The sequence below is a fragment of the Paenibacillus plantarum genome (assembly GCF_013141695.1).
In the GTDB taxonomy this organism is placed as follows: Bacteria; Bacillota; Bacilli; order Paenibacillales; family NBRC-103111; genus Paenibacillus_E; species Paenibacillus_E plantarum.
On sequence record NZ_WHNY01000067.1, the window covers coordinates 700,385 to 720,164 of the forward strand.

The following is a 19,780-nucleotide window of genomic DNA, read 5'->3' on the forward strand; positions in this document are numbered from 1 at the left end:
GTTCCAGAATTCATAAGAAAATAGGATTTATGCGCGGGAATGTATAAATATACAAGGCAATGCCAAGGCTGATTTCAAATAGTCTTGGCATATTTTTTTAAGGTGGAGTATATTGATGAATCGCCCATTTTGTTACGAAGATGAGTCTGTTGAAGGTTATTTCTATAGGGTCTCAAAAGCAAACTATATTTCGATTAATCACTTAAATGACTTTATTAATCCTTATTACAAAAAAGGGATTGGCGATTTAGAGAGAGTAATGTTATGGATGAATGATGATAATATGCATATCTATAATAGAAATTCTATTCATTTTATTAATAACAATGGATTACAACAACATAATTTTCGACCAAAGCTTTATTCCAAATTCTGCCCCTCGTGTATTAATGAACAACCATATCATAGAGTTCATTGGTTAATTGCCCCTGTAATAATTTGTAGAAAACATAACTTAGATTTACTGCATCAATGTGAATGTTCTAACCCTGTGACTTATAAAGATGTAATCGAAGATCAATGCCCAAACTGTAAAATGGAGCTCTCTGCTTGTTCAGCTAGGCAAACTTACCTGGATGATGATAGTAAGAACTCAATGATGCTATTTGATAAGATTAGAGATGAAGGAGAGGTTTGGAATAACTTAACAATAATTGAGTATTATCAAGTGCTGAAAAGAATAAGATGGTTTCTGACTTATCATATGAAAGATGCAATTTCGATAAATGATAGAAAGTATGATCTAAAAAAAGATCGCAACAATTGGCATGTTGGAAATAACTTGGTTTTTTATTGGATGATAAAGAAATCGGTTTTAATGACGAGTGACTGGCCGGAAAATTTTGTGAAATTTTACTATGAAGTTTCTTCATCACTTAAGGCGAAATTTTATAGTCTTAGATACTATGTTGAAGTTAAAACGAAACAAGACTACATTTTCGAGAGATTTTTCACTAGATTAAAAAATATTAGGGACTCAAGAATGTAGGAATTGAAAAAAATAAAAAACTAACAAACGAATTTTGTGAGATCAGAAAATAAATTATGAATAAAAGGCGACCAATTTGGTCGCCTTTTATTCATACATTTCCAGTAGAATGTTCTTTACTTTCTTTACTTCACTGGACTTTAAAGAAAATAGTAGATTTAAAATTTGCTCTAAATCATCTGATTTATCTTTTGTTCGACTATTTAGTCTCGCATATTCAAATAGGTCATACAGACCAACATTTAAGGCAGTCGCGATTTTAGCAAGATTTAGAACGGAAATATTTTTTTCTGCACGTTCTACTCCACCAATATATGTATAGTGAAAATCAGCTAATTCTCCTAATTGTTCTTGTGAGAACCCTCTTTGCTTACGTAATTCACGTATTCGTTCACCAATTAATTTTAAATTAGGATCTGACATTGGCTAACACCTCTAATTGAAGTGTAGTCAAGATATAAGAAGTCAAACATGCGTTTAATCGTATTAAAATTTATAAAATACTATCTATTTGTATTAAAAATCTAGTTTTTGGTGATATTAATAGTAATAGATTAATAGGAGGTGTTAATTGTGGAAACATTGTATGATTTATTTCCACTGGAGAGAGCAGAGATAACTAACAAAGGGTTGTTTTTCAATGGATATTGGTATTCGTGCAGCATCGCAATTAAAGAACAATGGTTCATATTTAAAGAGGCAATGTCTAAAGAGACTCCTATTTATGTAGACAGAAATGATAATGAGTATATTTTAGTTTTGTTAACCGATGGTAGTCTTACAATTGCTTATAGAATATCTGATGAAATAGGTATGAGTGAGCAAAATATACTAAGTTATCAAGAAAAGATAAGAGATTTAAAGCGGCAGTTGAAAAATCGGAAAAGAGTAAGAAAATGATGGGGAATTCTATTCAAGTTAAGTATTTAAAAAACCAACTCGATATTTACCCTGATGAGAGTATTTCAGGTTTTCTTTTCAGATTGTCTCAGTGTAATCATTATCACAATGTTAATTATTTATCTAAATACCTTTGTTTATCATTTTACGAAGTGCAAAATAATCAATTCACTCATGAATCTCTAAGAAAACTTAATGACTTGAATGGGGGGCTTGTAAGTTTTGGGTTAAACAATGGATATGAATTAGAAGAACGTATTGGGTTAGATTTATATACTAAAATATTGATGAGAAATAAAGTGAAGTACTGCCCGCTGTGCATTCGGGATAAATATTATCACCGAACAATGTGGATGGTGGTACCTTGTCATTTATGTATTGAACATAAAGTGAAATTGGTGGATCAATGCCCTAAATGTGACTACGTTATAAGTATGGCGGCATTTTTTGATCAAAAATGTACCAAATGCTCCTTTGAATTCATTTATACAGAATCAATAGTAATAGAGAATAGAATTTTCGTAGAGTCACAAATACAATTATCCAATGGGTTTTGGAATGATAATTTCATGATAATGAAGAGTTGCAATTTTGTTGATTTTCTTAAATTAGCTTTCCATAGCTTTCATTTGCTTAATGGTGCCCCTGATTATATCTCTCTAACATTAGAGGATCTGTCAATATTTCATAATCGTTCCAATGGTGAAAAGAGTGGACTTATACTAGCTACTGCTATAGCAAATGTGTATTGGATGTATAATGAATTCCCAAATCATTTCTTTCTTGTTTTAGATAATTTCTTAACACGCAATCGTGGACAAGTAAATTATGAAAAATTAAAAGCATTTGATGATCTATTTGACGTTAAGGGTTTTTTATGGGTCCAAGAAGCTTACAACGCATTTTTCATTAATCAAATAGATAAAGGAAAAATAAGAAGGGATTTTTCAATTTTTAAGAAGAACCCAGATTTACTATTAAATAGAACGAATGTGCGGAGAGAAGAGGTTAGACAACTCACGGGAATAGCTTATGAAAAGCTCGATGAACTGAGTGATTATCAGAAGTTGAAGCTCGAAAAAATTTTATCTAATGGGATTTCAAGGTATTTAGTCGAAAAAGCAACTCTGGATAACTATTTAAACGAAAAGGAGTCACTAATTTCAAGAAAGGAAGTTGGATTAGTATTTGGGATAAATTCGTACTCAGTTAATAATGTGGTTAGTGCTGGCTATTTAACACCAATTCAAATTGCAAAGTCGCCGAATAGACAGTTTCAATTGGATGAAGTGAAAAAATTAATGGAGAGGTGTAGTGGTCAAATTGTAATAGAACTGGACCCTAATTTTATTAAATTTCATGATGTACTAATCAAATTTTCTACATGCTCGCTAACAATAGTTGATATCATTTCGTTTACGCTATCGGGACAACTCAAGCCTGTAAGAATTCTACCTACGGGGACTCTTGCAGACAATTATTATGAGGAAAATGAAATAAAAATCTGTCTGGAAATAGTTAAAAGAAGTAAACAAGAAGAAAATGGTTTTTATTTTCAAGATGTTATGAAAAAATTAAAAATTGGAGAAAAGAGGCTATGGAGAATAATAAAAGAAAATGACATTGCTGCTGATTTCACTTTACATATGAAAGATGGTAGAAAAAGATATTACTTCAAAGAAGATACGATTTCAAAAATTAAGCTTTTTATAAGCAACCAGGATAATGAAATAAAATTAAAAAGAAAGATTGGTGATAAATGAGACTAGAAGGAATAATTAAATATATCCAGGACGGTTCATATTTAAAGCTGAAGCAAGAGAAAGAAAAGTTATGTCTGTTAAAAACTATGATTAGAAATGAACAGGATGCACTTGATATAAAACGTTTGGTTTGGAAAAAGTATGGTGTAGTTGGTGAATTTGAAATCTGTAAGCAATACAGTTATAACCACTTGGATTTAAATGTATTACTTCTTGATCTTGGAATTTTTCATCAAAATACATACATAAAGGGTGAAGAATTATCGGAAGAAGAGAAAGAGCAATTAAAGTATCAAAACATCCCTAAAAAGTATTTTTTGAAGTATACAGCTAATAAGGATATGAGAGAACAGATCTCACAATCGCATTTTGATTCTAGTTATCCTAGTATAGATGATATTGGGTTAACTAGAAAAGTTGGATTATGGAGAGAAACATATAATAAGTATGAGAAATTAAATAGTTCTTGGGAAAAGGAAAAAGTGAGAACATTAACATCGTATGATTGGATGTTAGAGGAAAAAATTACTATTAGGGGCGGAATGCTATCAGTTGTTGAATCACCTATCAGATATAGAACAGATATGGTAATTGATATCCTAGGTCTAGAGGCAACTTTAAAAATGGCTAGAATTGATCCCAATAAATTAGTCGAGTTCACAGCTAGAGGCTTTTTGACAAAAAAAGATTTAAAAAATTTCAGGAAAATTATCGCAGTTAATAGAAGGTATCTATTAATGACAATTCAAAAAGAAATGAAAAAGAAAGAGTATTGGATCACAAAGATGACCCAAATATCAAACCTGGGTAAGTGACAATAGATCATGGGAAATAAAGTGCGTTAGTGAATGTTTACTAATGTAAAAAATTCGGGCCAGTAGTTTTGCTGGTACCAAACCCGCGATCCGCTAAATTAACGGGCAGAAGAGCGTGGAAAATAGACCCATTAAAAGTTGCACAAAATATGTTAGTATTGATCTGGGATTTAAATGACGAGTATATCCGAGGTGTACTAATGGACAATTGGGTTCCTTTATCAAATGAACTATATCGGCTAGTATGGGATAAATTTTATGAACATTTCAATTTTAAACCAAGTGTTCATAGTAACGATTGGCCTTCCTTTAGTTTACCATCGCCATATATTACTTATAAATTGACTAGTTATACGAATGACGACATAGACGATTTAGAGAGAAATTGCGTTGCATGCCTTAAATTAGTAACTGAACCTGATGAATATCTGTATGCCTTAGACTGGCAACACGAATCGTTTCAATATAATCCCCATTTGGGTCCACCGAGTACTATTTCCTTTTACCCAGATGGTGATTATTATCTATTTATTAATAAAGATTTCAAATGGGGATATTTAGGGCATCCATGGGAACAAACAATTAGTATCTTTGGCGAAGTTTTAATTCAACAGTTTGAAATTAATAAACCAAAATTATTTGGAGAAGTAGTACGAAGTAGTGACTAGCGGATTAAGCTATGGGGATACGATAGCGTGGGAGTTTCAGATGCGACTCCTGTTTGTTTATTGAATTTACAGGTAGCATAGATGATTTAAAGGTGGGAATAAGATGATAAAGTTAGATTTAGATCAAATTAAGGAAATCATATCTAAAAGATTTCCTGAATGGAATATTTACATTGACCCCTACGGGAAATGTATCTGGGTAAGTATGAACGATAAGTATTTGAATTTTTTTGAGCTCCAAATTACTGAAGATGAAGTTGGAATTTCTCGACGAAGAGAAAGTGAAGGATTAGATTTTTCAGGTCATGATGAAGCTTTTAAAGATCTTGATGAAACTTTCGAATATATCGATAAGAATTTGCTAACTAACGGATAACGAATCCTCGATAGTTAAAATTCGCGTGTAGTATGGGAGAGCTAGAGAAGAAATAATTTACTTTGGCTGCAGCAGTGGTTTTATGAACAATGTGACGGTGACTGGGAAAATATGCAGCAAATAAAGATTGATACGGTGGATAATCCGGGTTGGTTCATTAAAATAGATTTGGTTGAAACGAGTCTCGAAAACAAAACTTTCAATCACATTCAAATAGAACGTACAGAAACTGACTGGTTAATATGCAGAGTAGAGAACTACTCATTTATGGGAAGTGGAGGAGTGTTTAATCTGGATAGTAGAAAATGGGCAATTTCAGTTAAATGATGCCTACGGCGAACGATAGATAGTGGATTACAAATGGGAGGACGATGTCTTGAATGACATAGAGGCATTATTAAACCAGATAAAGAGGTTTCCTAATTGTAGAGTGACTCCGACAAACGGATTGCCACAGACGAATCAGCATAGCCTTCCTTCAGATCTTAAACGTTTTTATGAGATATGCGGTGGAGTAATTCTTTTTGAAAACAAGGATTATAGTTGTGAAATAGTCCGGACTGAAGAGTTTGTCTTTTCTAATCCAGTCATAGTTGGGGAACAAGTAGACGAGGATATATCTTCACATTGGTACATCATTGGCCATGATGGAAATGGCGACTACATTTCTATAGATCTTCATCCAGACCGATTTGGGAAATGTTACGATAGCTTCTGGGATAGACATGCAGTTTCAGGTAACTGTCCAGTAATTGCTAAATCATTCACGGATTTGCTTAATTTATTGGTTCAGAATAACGGTGAACGATGGTACTGGTTAAAAGAAGATTTTGAAACACTTGGAGATGCCTACGATTGCAATGAATCGTTGAGCTAACGAAAGAACTTTAGTTGAATAGCATCAGACAGGGGAAGATGTGCAGATGGAATACAAATTAGTATTGCGAAATGTATTACTTAACGCGGCTACTTTTTCTTGGGCAGCTGTCAAACTCTCATTAATTTTCTTTCTTTCAGTAATTAATATATTTATTGAGAACAAGTGGATACGGGGTCTCGGATTCAAACCTTGGGCTAACATTACAATAATAATTTTTTGTCCATTTATTGTTTATATAATTCAACCCCAATTAATTGCCTTAACAGCAATTGTGCAATTAAGTTCTTTAATTGTCTTGTTTAGAACTAAAAATAACATAAACTATATAATAAATCATTCTCTGAAAGGGACGATTATTACATTCATGAAACTTCCAAATAACATACTTTGATTATCTTTTATGGCTAGATATTATGTTGTTGCAAAAATGAACAAAAGATATTCTTAAGTGGGATGCTCTTACTTAAAAATCGAAATAGTTACTCCTAATTTAAAACTGTATCTAAATGCGTGGGAAAGGTATGTAAAGCTCTAAGTATGGGACGCTAGTTCTCACTAACACGGGCGTGCCACCAAGGATACCGCCGTGAAAAAACGGGTGACAAGAATATTATCTCATTAATCAAAGCAACATGAGAACATTCATTTTGTTTAATTCAATCGATGAGTTGTAATAGAGAGTCAATTTCACAATTCAAATTGAAAAATTGACTAGAGTTCTTGCGTGCCTAGGAATTCACTTTTTAAAAATTAAGCAGCAGTTACAACTTGTTCAAGCTGTTGGTTCCATTTGTCTAAGGCAAATATGCATACGGTATACGCGAGCGTACTCAACTGGAAATCAACTTCGGCTCTTGTCCCCCGGTGACGTGTGCGATGAAGACCGAAATATTCTTTCAAGTAGGCAAATACGCGCTCAACGGCGGTCCGCTTTTTATACAGTTGTTTGAAGCTCTCACTTCCTCTTGCAGGTACAGTATTTTTACGAATATCTTGATCTACCTTTATTTTATACACTTTCTGGCAGCCGCTATCTGCGAGGGGACAGTTACTACACTCTTTTGGACGTGTGAATTTAAGTGTTTTATAGGTCGAATCGTAGCTATCGTAGACGTAGGCTTTTCCTTTTTCGCAAATCGGGTGAAAGTCCTTATTAAATCCTTCAGGCGGCTCTGTGTGATGAATGAAATCAATGATTGGAAAAGCGCCTAGTGTGTAAATTAATTTATAAAGCGGGTGCGCGTCGTACCCTTTATCGGCCATAATATACTTGATGCGAAGCATAGGAAATTTCTTCTCTATTCCTTTTAACAACACGACTCCGCCACGTTGATCATTGATATTAGCCGAGCTTAAAAAGCCAGTTAGCACATATTGACTGTCCGCATCGACGATAACATTTGCTTTGTAGCCATACCAAGACGTTAGGAAGCCTTTGGCATTTTTCTTTGAACACCGCTCTGGTGCCCGAGGCAGTCCCTCCATCAGTTCTTCATAGGTGTAAGGCAACATGTCAGCCACTGGTTTTTCAAAAGTAGTCAGCGTTGCTTCATATGCCTTACGCTCCTCAGCACGACGGATCGCTTCTTCCTTCTTCGGACGGCCACGTCCATACTTTTGAGGCTTAAGGGGAGGAGCTGGTTCTTCTTTCACATCCTCTTCAATGGGGACTGAAAGTTGCTCGAGCTGCGGCGAAAGTGGCTTTTTCTTTTGACGTGATGCTTTGCGTTTAGCGGCTGCGTCTGGAAATACCGCGTTCCAAGCCTCTACCGCCGAAGAGTCGAACGCCAAGTGAATCCCAGGTAAAAAGCCTTCTGAGATCGCATCTAGCACTAGGCCGTCCTGAACTATTTCAAGGAGTTGGTGTTCATTCAAAGCGTGTATGAGACGAGAGTACGAAGCCTCGCTTGGCGTAGCGTCAGAGCCGGTAAAGCGGCATTGCATGCGGAATTCAACGCTCGTTTTTAGACGGCGAACAATATCTTTTACGAAGTCCATTCGTTCTATTTTGGCAATGAGAAGAGAATAGAGCATAGCTGGAAAGTTTAATGTCTGCGGCGGACCCAACGCGACTGTTTTCCAAGTCGTTGTAAAATTGAATTGAAATTTAGATGTTCAAGTATGGGAGCATACCGGTCATCGGGCTTAATTTCCAGTAATTGTTGGAAGGAAAACAACTCTTGCTGTTGAATAGAATACATAGGGAATACCTCTTTCTTCAACTCGGGTTGTTGGTTTCGACGCCTTTTACTTCGAGATTTGGGGAGGTAGTCCCTTTTTTTGTGTGAAAAAAACTAGGCTTGGTGCGGGTTTGAGATTGTGAAATTGTCTCATAGATGCATTATTTTAGTTGAAAACGTTGGGATCTCCTTCCCTTTAGACGTTAGAATGCATGCAGTAATATTGTCTTTATAAATGTCGATTCCGCAGCCCTTTCAATAACAACTCCCACCTTTAATACGTTCTCTCAACAGCTAAATTGGGCAAAGGGCTGGTGCAACAATCAGAGTGGGATTAATCCCCCATGAGTGCTTCCCGAAAGGGAGCGACAATCTGTGATGCACCTTGATCGTTGGAGTCAGACTAAGGGATGGGCTCAAAGGCACCATAACTTATCGACCTTCTATTAATTTTAAAAAGTTTATATCAATACAACACTGATAAATAAAGAATTAACTTGGTGATTTTATAAAGGCATCAATTTAGATATTTAATATTACTCATATATCTACATGATGAAAGGGTGCGAATACTGATGGGTAATTTTAATTTTCTTGCCGTTAAATGGCCTGTTCTTGCAAACTTGGGAGAAATCGCGGAAAAAAACTTACATAATGATCCAAATACAACCTTATTCAAATTACGGTTATTCGGTGAGCATTTAGTCAAGGTGATATTTGCTTATGAAAGAGCACAAGAACCCGCTGATGGAAAGCAAGTTACAAAAGTAAAAAAACTTTTCGATAACAATATTATCCCAGAAAAGATATATAATTTTTTAACTAAGATTAGGAAAAAAGGAAATGATGCGGCTCATGAAGGTTATGACTCAATTCAAGATGCAAATGACTTATTGAGAACTACATTACTTCTTTCTATTTGGTTTTTTCGTACTTATGAGGATGATCAATTTCAACCACGCTCTTATATAGAACCTCAGAAAGTAGATTCATCTATTGAACTAAAAAAGGAATTAGACGAATTAACGGCTGATTATAATTACCAATTAAGCACTCTAAAAATTGAACTCGATAAGCTACGTCTAAAAGAGGATTCTACAGAAGAGACTATCATTCGACGGGCCCGTTCAATGGTGGCATTATCAGCTATCCGAATGACAGAAGAAGATTCACAGAAATTAGTTGGCGAGCAATTAAGCAGACTTGGATGGTACTGTCCAACAGAAAATTATCAAGAAGGAGCACGTCCAAGGGAGGGAATAAATACTGCCATTTCAAAATGGCCACTAAATAAAAAGTATACAGCAGACTATGCTCTTTTCTTAGGAAATAAGTTAGTTGCTTACATTGATACAAAAAGCCAGGGGAGAGACCTGTATTCACAGTTGGGGAGAATCATTAGGAATGCTAAAAATGTAACTTACACTGGCATTGAGAGTTTCGTCTCTCAAAGTAATGAAATAAATATTCCATTTGTTTTTGCAGTTAATGCATTATTAAAAATGAACTCAGGAATATGGTTTCACGATCTCAGAAAGAACACGAATATTCCTAAATTAATAAAATCATGGTATACTCCACTCGGACTTAGAGAGTTGTTGAGAAAGGATTACGATTCAGCAGTAATGTTGCTTGAAAATGAGCCAATAGAATATTTAGGAGACACATTAGGATTAAGAGCCTATCAACTTGAAGCAATTAAAGCAGTAGAAAATACAATTCAAGATGGAGAAAATAACGTTCTTGTTAATATGGCTACTGGCACAGGCAAGACAAAAATGGCGATTGGTTTAATTTATCGTTTAATTAAGAGCGGCATTTTTAATAGAGTTCTTTTTCTTGTTGATCGCAGATCAGTTGGGGAGCAGGTGGCTTCGGAATTCAGAGAAGCTAGACTAGAGGGGAATTATACCTTTACTGATATTTATGAAATACAATCTTTAGATACTAAGAAGCCTAAAGTAACAACTAAGGTACATATTTCTACAATTCAAAATATAGTACAACAATTAAAAAACGATCTAGCTCTATCAGTAGATACTTATGACTGCATTGTAATAGACGGATTAAATTGGATAGGTGATTTTGAAAATGGATTTTCCTTTATTGACTCTATGTTTTTTAACACGTTGTTTGAAGAGAGTGATTCTCCAAGAATATATATGAGTGCATTTGAATACTTTGATGCCTCAAAAATAGTACTGACTTCTAATATTGATAATAATTTAAAATATTTATTTGGAGATCCAGTATATTTATATACTTATCAAGATGCAGTTAGAGATGGCTATCTACTCGATTTTAATATAATAAAGTTAGTTCCAGCAGGTATTGAATTTAATACTTATAATTTTAATGCTGAAACTGAAAATAGTGATAATGATGAATATATTAGAGCTGTTTTATGCGATTTAATAAAACAAATCAACCCTTTCTCAAATAAAAAAACAATTGTATTTGCAAGTACAGAAAACCAGGCTGAATTAATTGTTAGAGCCCTTAATGAACTTTATAGTAATCAATATGAATGTTTTGAAAAAGATGTTATAAGCAAAATAACTGCTTCAACGAAGAATGTTTCACTACAAATAAAACTTTTTAAAAACGAAAGATTCCCAAATATAGCAGTTACCGTAGATGTATTAGCCACTGGTATTGATGTTCCAGCGGTAAGTAATTTAGTTTTCTTTAGAAAAGTAAAATCGAGATCACTTTTGAGTCAAATGCTCGGACGTGGAAATAGACCGTGTAAAGAGCTAGAGAAGAAATATTTTAATGTTTATGATGCTGTTGGAGTTTTTGATGGTAATGACACAAAAGGCTTAACCTAACGAGAAACGGTAATTCAACGATAAAACGCATAGTATGGAGGGACTTATAATGTGTCGATATGCGATGTATGGGCCATATAAAGACATTTTCGCATGTTTTAATTTTGTAGGAAAGTATTTAAACAAGTATCAATCGTATCTATCAATCGTATCATTCCTGTGGATTGTCGAGTGACAAGAATATGTTCCGATTGCCGATCTAGGCCAAGAATATCGTCCGATTGCCGATGAAGTCAAAAAAAAAAAATGAAGTTGCATTACGCAACTTCATTTTTTTGTGTACATTATGACTTTTATTTATGATTACTTTGTTAGCGTCTTTTATCGCTGTTGCCGAGATGGTATTTATTACCCGCGGCAGCTCTTTAGAAGTTTTGTGAATATTGGGGATTCATAATAATGACTAGCAGGGAAGTCGCTATATACACCTTAAGCGATATAATTTTAACACGAAAAGGCGAGAAAAAGTAGCTGTAAACTAAACAGAGTATAATTAAGTATGGAAGCAAAATATAGCTAAATAAGGCGGCGTTTTGCTTTGTTTCAATTGGATGGGGGATAGAATAAATTTAGTAAATGTTAAATTGAAACCTTAAAGTAAACGTAGTCCCTATATTACTTGTATCTATCAGTAAAACTCTTGTATATGGTATTATTTTACTATATAAATTATTAGTTTGTTTATTACAATCAAGCTGCTGAGGAGTTGGATGGACACTATGTTCGAAATTGATCAACTAAAGCTAGACGAACTCGAGAAGTTTTCAATGGCTCATCCAAAATGTGAGTTAGTACTCAGTGAAATCGCACATCGTATGTACAATACCAAGGCTCCAAAGATTCCTCCTCTGTCAGCTGAAATATATAGTGAAGAGGTTACTTTAGCCATCCAAGTGAAAATTCTTGTCCAGACTCAAGAGTGCTTGTCATTCAAGGATTCTCAACATTTTGCATTTTTTTTGGCTAAGGCATTAATCTCGTCACGATTTAAAAGCATATGGGAGCAAAGGGATAGGTTCTGGGTTGAGCTAGTACAGCTGCAATTAGAGTATTTAGAATTTGATATAATGCGTCATACAGAAGTAATGCTTGTAATTATAATGAGTCGTCAACACGGGATAGAACTTTTAGAATCGATTGTTCCCATTTTAAAAACAGTAACGCAACGAGAACAATGGATACTACTCCAAGTGGTAGCTTTTGTTCTTCCCTATCTTAATCTGGAAAATAAAATAATCGTGAACTTTTTGGAAGATCTACATGGTGCCGAGATTTCTAATTTCAATAATAACAATTTGGCAAAAGCGTTGGAATTGCTTTCAAATATACGCCCGAAGGTTGGGGAAGAGCTGCTAGAAACATGGACAACAACTCCTACACTTAAGTCTTTTTGGCTTATAGTATCAGTTGCTATTGGTCTTGCCAAAAATATCGGAACTCGGAACGTACATACTAAAGCAATAGATCTTATAGAATCTCAAAATGAATCGCTTATTAATGCTGGCATTACCATTTGCGGACTTCTTTATTACGATGATACAACTGATGTTGATTTATTAAATAAAACCTTTGAGAAGCTCGATTTGTTGCTTCAAAATGAGTACAGAATACCTTTACGTCAAGTATTGGCTCAAGCTTATGGAAGCCTTGTCACGATATCCGAACAAGCCAAATTTGCTGTACTTACTATGTCAGCAGAGCCTGTTCCAGAGATTCAGTCTCAAATTGCAAGCATTTTACTTATGCATAGTAATAATTATCTAGATGAGGAGTGGTTCCACGAATCATTATTTTTGCAGACTAAGGTTAGTGTAGAACACAAGGAAATAATTAATAGTTTAGATTATACGTTATATTACCTGGTCTCAAATCACGTGGAGCTCGTTGAGAAGTTTTTGGAAAGATGGGTAGAGGAGCATGATGCTCCTCAAGAGAAGCAATCCATTGCAGATCTCTTTGATATGCTAATACAATCTTTCTTGAACAAACAGAAGCCGCGATTTGAGAAATTGCTTACATCATGGTTTATACGAGATGATGTACGTTTTCATCTGCATATCCAAGAAATGATCCAAAATCTAGCCATTAACAATATAACTTTTTGCCTTGATCAAGACACCGTTAGTCAATGGTCTTCTATTGACACCAAGTATGTGATTATGAAGATTATGGGTTTCGTCTCGGACAATAAAAATTTATGCCAACTTACTTTTTCAATCTTACGGAGAGAACCTGAGGAGCAACTGGTCAATATGTTGGTAAGAAATGCTTTCAAGGAGTATGTCGGATATAATTACCCTGGGGTGACACGTGAGTTGCTTTCTGAAAAGTTGGGGAATGGTACATGTACTGAAAAAAAGGTTGCAAGAGAAATCCTTGTAGATTTAGATTGCTACCAACAGGCATTAAGAGGATTACCGAAAATCAAAGAGTTTTATCCGCCTGAAGGAAGAGCGAACAAATATGAGAAAATGAAGTCCAAGCAGTTGAATCGTCAGATTGAAAAAAATACCGAAGAGAATTCAATTTTTCTGCAGATTGTCAATCGTGTCGTTTTAAAAGGGGGCAGGTCATCCTTTTCTAGAATACAAGGCAAACTCACTGAAAAAACAGAACTCTCAAGGATGTCGTTGGAAATGGAATTCCCCAGAGGTGAAAATATTGATCCAATAGGTCAAGCTATTAAAAGATTTAATTGGAGGCAATGCAGAAAGGAGGACATTAAATGAGACTTATTGTTCGAGAATATTTATCAATGCTTAGGGAATCAGAAGAATTAGATGCTCTACTTCCCGACCTACTAATTTCTATGGACATTCAGCCAATATATAAACCTCAAAGAGGAGTAAGGCAATATGGGGTTGATCAATCCGCTGTGGGTATTGACCCAGATGATGGGCAAGAGAAATTATTCCTCTTTGTCATAAAACAAAAAGATATCGATAGAAACAATTGGGATACAGGTCCACAGGCGGTTAGACCTACATTAAACGAGATTCTTGATGTTTACATGCGAATTATGTTGGATGAACGTCATAAAACTCTACCAAAGAAAATAATCGTGTGTACAAACGGTGACATGAAACAGGACGTATCAATAAATTGGGTTAATTACATCAATGAATTCAGAATAAAGGGAAATATAGAATTTGACTTTTGGGGAGGCGATGTTTTGTCTTCCTTAGTTGTTCGATATTTGTTAAATGAGTATGTTATGCCAGAGTTGATACAAAAACGGATGCGTAAGACGTTATCATTTCTAGATTTGGTTGAGTATGATCTTTCGCATTTTTTTGAAATGATAGAGGAAATATTATTTAATGATGCGCTTCAAGCAAAAAACAAACCATTAAAAGTATTGCGTTGCGTTCATTTATGCTTGAACTTGGTATACCATTGGTCTGCAGAATCAAACAATTTAAAGCACGCTATTATAGCTGCCGAACGAGTGATTTTACGCATGTGGGAATGGATCCACCAAGACGATCTGAATGCTGATAAACACATTTGGGGAATTTTTTATGCAATTGATGAAACTCGGCGCAGAATCAACAACGAATACCTCGAAAAAATATCACCACATTGCTTTGTACCTGATGGTCTTAGTGGATACGGATCCGATAAAATCGAATATCCATTACTTGCATTTGAACAAATAGGAATTATTGCTTCCATAGGTTTAGATTATATTTATGCTGAAGACTCACTTGATCACGACAAATCCAACTCTCACCTTCATAAATTAGCACAAAAAGCAGCTCGAGCTCTGCAAGAACTAATAAATAATAATAACGTTATTCGGTTTCCTTTCTATGATTCACATATTAATGATATTACAGCTGCACTTATTCTGTTATATCGAACCAATCGATTGCAGGTGATGAGAGAATGGATTGAAGAAATATTTTGGCATATTGCTCAAGGATTTCAACTACGAGGGAGATTTCCGCTTCTGAGTGATTCTTATGACGATTTAATTGATACGGAATTGGGATTAATAAGTCCTGAACCACCTACATCTTCTACATTATTACCGATGTTGATGGAATGGACAGTATTGTTAAAATCTCCAGAACAATATGAGGAAATGCGCAATATGCTCCATCAGCTTTTTAAAAATGTAAATCTTCAAATTTGGTTTCCAGACGAGCTCACTGAGAATTACTTATACCGGACGAATGCTCTGTACGACTCTGGGGCGATGCTGACAACCATTCAATTACCAGAAAGTTTTGAGCATTATAGTTCTATGATAGACGAGGATATAAAAGAAGGGACCATCGAACGAGATATCTCATTTATAGCGGAGTCATTTCCAATAATAGGGATCTTATCTTTTCGTCATTTCCGAACTCCTATTTTTCCTTCTTATTGGAGAGAAATGATACGATCTAAATATTAAATATGAATGGAATGGCAGCTTCTCTTCCAACAACCTTCCAGTTTAGAGTAAAAGAAATTTAAAGAGGATATCGGCAAGTTTCACAAGAACTTATAATTGAAATATCGAATATTGGTTTCACAGGAAGATAATTCTCAACTTTTAATTCAAATAGAGAGCTGTACTAACTTCTTCAAAAATACGTACGGGAGTTGTGGGGATGACCGAATTACTGGATGGTTTTTTCAATAGCTATACTACAATCGAGAATGAAGAAATAAAAATCCTTTTGAAAAAATTTCTGATTGGTGAAATAGATGATGACTGTTTTAGATCAGAATTTTTAGCCATATGCGAAACAGTTGCTGAAAATAAGGAGAATATAGTGGATGAAGATTAATTCCATTACAGTAGAGGGTTTTAGAGGACTCCTCGGAGTACATAAGTATGAGTTGGATGGAAAGTCACTTTTGCTATACGCCCAAAATGGGATGGGTAAGTCTAGCCTTATAGATGCAATTGACTATTTTAGAAATACCAACGTTAACGGTCAACTGGAACAATTGAAAGCTAGAGAATATGGAGGAATAAAAACCCTTAAACATTTGAATAAAGTTGGTGACGGTGAAGTTTCAATTTCCTTTACAGAAAACAAAAGTGGCACTAGAAAAGTTACTGACAAAGGAGCACAAGCTCCTTCACTAGCGAAAATAATTGAGCAAAGCACAGAATATGATTGGATTTTTCGACTGTCAGATATTATGAAAGTTCTGGATGCTACTCCAGGTCAAAGGTATGAGAGTATAGCAAATGCAGTTGGTATTCTACCTCTAATGAATATTTCAAAAAAGATGGACTCGGTAAAAAGATGGAGTCAAGATAATCCATATGGATATCAAATGAAATCACTGTTTCAGGAAATAACTAGTCTGCTTGGAACAAGCGTATTTAGTAAGGATGAGCCATTATTTATAGAAAAACTCTGTGAAAAGTATAAGATTGAATATGATTTGAAATTTATTAATAATTTTAATGAATTGAAGTCAAAAGTTAAAGAACACAAAAACGATATCAAAGATCAAACTGGAGTAAAGAATGCTGAAATAGCAATTTTTAACTTAGATGAAGTACTTGAAGAGATTGCAAAATTGAATAATCAACATAAAGATTTGGAAGAAACCGATCAGAAGCTAAAAGAACTTCAAATACAATCAAATGCCGCCTCACTATTTAAATTACTAGAGGCTTCTACAGAATATTTACATGATCATCAACCTGAAAACTGTCCAGTATGCGAATCTATCAAAATTGACTGGCAGAAGCAAAAAGACAGAATTAGAACTGATCTAATAAATAATAAGTCTTATATTACCCTCTCAAAAAGAATTGAAGAGATTAAGAGTGAAATTAATTCAAGTGAGAAATCCATTGGTATAACGCTTACAAAGGTGCAGACTAATTTTAAGAGTATTCTCAAGGAATCGAAGGAAAGCAAATTCGCCGCTACTGCTTTAGAGTTGAAAACAATGTCTTTGCTAGAATTGGATACTGCTATTAGAGAACTCAAACAATTGCTGGGGACTTTTGTGAGTAGTACTATATCAACAACAAACCTTGAAAGTTTAATAAATCTTGAGCGGGATATAGAGGAAATTGAAAAACATATTGGTGCTTATGAAGTACTTGCCTTGAAAAACGAGATACATGCTACCTTTGCATCACAAATAGCGGATACTGCTAAATCATTTTCAAAGTTCTGTATTGATGAAATGGATTCAAGATTTGCAGATGTAGTTGAAAGAGCGCAAGAGATTTTCTCAGAGATTGTTGATAATCCTATGCTTGAAACAGGGATCTCGGTTGCTCACTCTTTTAAGGTAGTTCCTATTAAAGCCAGAGAGATAACATTACTAATGAATTACCTCGGCAGGGAGAATGTTGCTCCAACAGGATATCTTAATGAATCTTGGATGCGAGCCTATGGATTAGGGTTAATTTTTTCATTAATTGAAAGAGGAAATAAAACATTTCCTGTACTCGTCTTGGATGATGTCTTTTCATCATTTGACTTCCCGAACCAAAGGCGGATCGCAAACTTCCTGGCCGAGAATTTCAAACATTTCCAACTAATTATCACAACACATGATGCCTATTTCAATAAATGTATGAAGGATGCAATAAAACGTAATAACAGTAACACTTGGAAAACCATAGAAGCTTATAATTATGATAGGAGACTTGGACAAGTTAGTTATAAAAACTCATTAACGGAAATTGAAGAAATTGATGAATTACTTATGACAGCTGTAAAAGCAACTGGTGTTGCAAACCCAATTAGAATCTTCTTCGAGGACTGGTGTCGTATCCACTGCGATCTATTATCAGTTTCATTGCCATTTAAAGGAGAAATTTCAACCAGTGGTTATGATTTAGGGGAACTTTGGCCTCCTCTTCAGAAGGCAATAAAACCTCATTTTTCTGGTCAACTCGGATCAATTAAGTTATTAGATGAAATTGAAAAAAATAGGTCGGATTTAAGTTTCGGAAGCCACGGACAAATTAACTTTAATGAGCATAGTCCAGTAGAAGAATATAGGACTTTATGGGAGAACATAAAACGTCTTAATAACTTATTATCCTGTCCCATATGTAAAGGAAAAGGTAAACATGGTTATATGAGAATCGTAAGGGGCGGCATTCTAGTTTGTCATGGGGTTAATGGTAAAAATCCAAAAGATAATTGTAACGGGACAAGCTATAATTTTCCGCTGTTTTAAAGAAAAAGTACAGTTTAAGAAAACAAAAGCAAAGCCCAACCCTCCTATTTGAGGATTGGGCTTTTAAGTTTTCAAAGTCCAAGCTATATCACACTAACCATGACTGCCACATAGGTTACCACTGCAAGAATCAAACCCATGCAGATGACAGCCATTGAAGCTTTTTGTCTTTTGACAAAAACAAAGAACATTGTAAAAACAAGTAGAGCAGCCAGCAACAGGAGAACAACACTCCATAAATTAGCTCCAATTTTAACCATGAAATCAACGAGTAGTTGATTAAACATTGTGAATAAACTTGCCTGGGAACTATAGCGCTATCAGTTTATGATACAGAATCACGGTAGTGAAATTTGTAATACTATCGAGTTGTATAACTATAATTGAGCTTCATATAGACCACTTTACATAATTATGTGTATAATAGTTTCGTTAATATTTTCCATCTTCTATGAAGGGGTTAATGAAATGAAAGAACTTTCAAAAAAGAAAGATGTTTGGGATCAAGCTAACCTTAAAATAGAGAAGTTTCTGGGAGTAAATTTAAACTCAAGCAACGAATCTTTTAATGTATCAACGGGGGAGGACTCCAAACTACTGGGTTTTGTTAGAAATTCAAGTACAATTATTATGCAAAGAAAGTTTGATACATTCTTAAATGGATTTATAAAAGATGGTGTTACAGTTGAAGATCAATTAGAAGAACTAATTGATTTTATTGATAATGAAGCAAAAGCAGAGTTTATTGCAGAAACATTCTCCAAAATTATATTATCTAAATCTACTCAAGCATGTTTGATCCTAGGCTCAATGCTAGGTACTTTAATAAAAAGCAAAGCAGATATTGAGTATAAGTACTTGGTTTGTGTTAATGTGCTAATGAATCTATATGATATTGATATTATAAACTTCAAGTTTGTTTATTTGTATATTAATAACTCATCAAGTCGAAGAAAGACTGCAATATTGGAAGGTAAAAAGTTTAATGTTTATTGTGATGCTAACGATTTGGAATTATCTAGCGTATTTTTAACAATCGATAAATGCGTTTCAAATCAAATTCTTAATAAATATAATGAGGTTAGCCTTAACATGGACTCAAATGATATTGATTCAAGTGATGCTGATGTCGATGAGTACTTTAAAATTACTTCGCCAGGTGAGTTGTTGTATGAACAAATTTGTAAGTGCAATCTTTAATTATTTATGTCATGCGGAGGC

Annotated in this window: 16 protein-coding genes; 14 read left to right on the forward strand and 2 right to left on the reverse strand. The window is 34.5% G+C overall.

Features of this window, described 5'->3' with window-relative positions:
• The first annotated feature begins 115 nt into the window (after positions 1–115).
• Entirely contained in the window at positions 116–988 is an 873-nt protein-coding gene (locus tag GC096_RS26075; RefSeq protein WP_171634235.1) for a TniQ family protein, read from the forward strand.
• Between the two features lie 87 nt (positions 989–1,075).
• Here GC096_RS26075 and GC096_RS26080 read toward each other — a convergent pair whose 3' ends face one another.
• The gene (locus GC096_RS26080) at positions 1,076–1,411 is read right to left on the reverse strand and encodes a helix-turn-helix domain-containing protein (RefSeq protein ID WP_171634236.1); all 336 of its coding nucleotides are present in this window, start codon (positions 1,409–1,411) and stop codon (positions 1,076–1,078) included.
• A gap of 150 nt (positions 1,412–1,561) precedes the next feature.
• On the opposite strand from GC096_RS26080, the gene GC096_RS26085 reads away from it, so the two are divergent.
• The 7 genes from GC096_RS26085 to GC096_RS26115 all read left to right on the forward strand — a co-directional run bounded on the left by GC096_RS26085 (position 1,562) and on the right by GC096_RS26115 (position 6,387).
• A complete protein-coding gene (locus GC096_RS26085; protein WP_171634237.1) occupies positions 1,562–1,888 on the forward strand; it encodes a hypothetical protein in 327 nt (108 codons plus the stop codon).
• Positions 1,885–3,651, forward strand: coding sequence for a TniQ family protein (locus GC096_RS26090; RefSeq protein ID WP_171634239.1), 1,767 nt, complete (start codon positions 1,885–1,887; stop codon positions 3,649–3,651). The genes GC096_RS26085 and GC096_RS26090 overlap by 4 nt, the downstream gene beginning before the upstream one ends.
• Positions 3,648–4,466: a hypothetical protein gene (locus tag GC096_RS26095; protein WP_171634240.1), complete on the forward strand. Its 819-nt coding sequence runs from the start codon at positions 3,648–3,650 to the stop codon at positions 4,464–4,466. The genes GC096_RS26090 and GC096_RS26095 overlap by 4 nt, the downstream gene beginning before the upstream one ends.
• Before the next feature lie 200 nt (positions 4,467–4,666).
• On the forward strand, positions 4,667–5,134 hold the full coding sequence (locus tag GC096_RS26100; RefSeq protein ID WP_171634242.1) for a DUF2716 domain-containing protein: 468 nt from the start codon (positions 4,667–4,669) through the stop codon (positions 5,132–5,134).
• 103 nt (positions 5,135–5,237) lie between these two features.
• Positions 5,238–5,510: a hypothetical protein gene (locus tag GC096_RS26105; protein ID WP_171634243.1), complete on the forward strand. Its 273-nt coding sequence runs from the start codon at positions 5,238–5,240 to the stop codon at positions 5,508–5,510.
• 66 nt (positions 5,511–5,576) lie between these two features.
• Positions 5,577–5,837 (forward strand): immunity 53 family protein, encoded by a 261-nt coding sequence (locus tag GC096_RS26110; protein ID WP_171634346.1) that lies wholly within the window; start codon positions 5,577–5,579, stop codon positions 5,835–5,837.
• A gap of 49 nt (positions 5,838–5,886) precedes the next feature.
• A complete protein-coding gene (locus GC096_RS26115; RefSeq protein WP_171634245.1) occupies positions 5,887–6,387 on the forward strand; it encodes an SMI1/KNR4 family protein in 501 nt (166 codons plus the stop codon).
• A gap of 753 nt (positions 6,388–7,140) precedes the next feature.
• Here GC096_RS26115 and GC096_RS26120 read toward each other — a convergent pair.
• Positions 7,141–8,457 (reverse strand): transposase, encoded by a 1,317-nt coding sequence (locus tag GC096_RS26120; protein WP_171634246.1) that lies wholly within the window; start codon positions 8,455–8,457, stop codon positions 7,141–7,143.
• A gap of 688 nt (positions 8,458–9,145) precedes the next feature.
• Between GC096_RS26120 and GC096_RS26125 the strand changes: the two genes are divergently transcribed.
• The 6 genes from GC096_RS26125 (at position 9,146) to GC096_RS26150 (ending at position 19,759) form a co-directional block, all read left to right on the forward strand.
• Positions 9,146–11,401 carry a DEAD/DEAH box helicase family protein gene (locus tag GC096_RS26125; RefSeq protein WP_171634249.1) on the forward strand — a complete coding sequence of 752 codons (2,256 nt, stop codon included), beginning with the start codon at positions 9,146–9,148 and terminating at the stop codon, positions 11,399–11,401.
• 719 nt (positions 11,402–12,120) lie between these two features.
• On the forward strand, positions 12,121–14,130 hold the full coding sequence (locus tag GC096_RS26130; RefSeq protein ID WP_171634250.1) for a hypothetical protein: 2,010 nt from the start codon (positions 12,121–12,123) through the stop codon (positions 14,128–14,130).
• Complete coding sequence (locus GC096_RS26135; RefSeq protein ID WP_171634251.1) at positions 14,127–15,803, forward strand: hypothetical protein; 1,677 nt, start codon at positions 14,127–14,129, stop codon at positions 15,801–15,803. The genes GC096_RS26130 and GC096_RS26135 overlap by 4 nt, the downstream gene beginning before the upstream one ends.
• A 199-nt stretch (positions 15,804–16,002) precedes the next feature.
• A complete protein-coding gene (locus GC096_RS26140; protein WP_171634253.1) occupies positions 16,003–16,182 on the forward strand; it encodes a hypothetical protein in 180 nt (59 codons plus the stop codon).
• Positions 16,172–18,559, forward strand: a complete 2,388-nt coding sequence (locus GC096_RS26145; RefSeq protein ID WP_171634254.1) for a hypothetical protein — start codon at positions 16,172–16,174, stop codon at positions 18,557–18,559. Before GC096_RS26140 ends, GC096_RS26145 begins: the two co-directional genes overlap by 11 nt.
• 468 nt (positions 18,560–19,027) lie before the next feature.
• Positions 19,028–19,759, forward strand: a complete 732-nt coding sequence (locus tag GC096_RS26150; RefSeq protein WP_171634256.1) for a hypothetical protein — start codon at positions 19,028–19,030, stop codon at positions 19,757–19,759.
• The last annotated feature ends 21 nt before the right edge of the window (positions 19,760–19,780 follow it).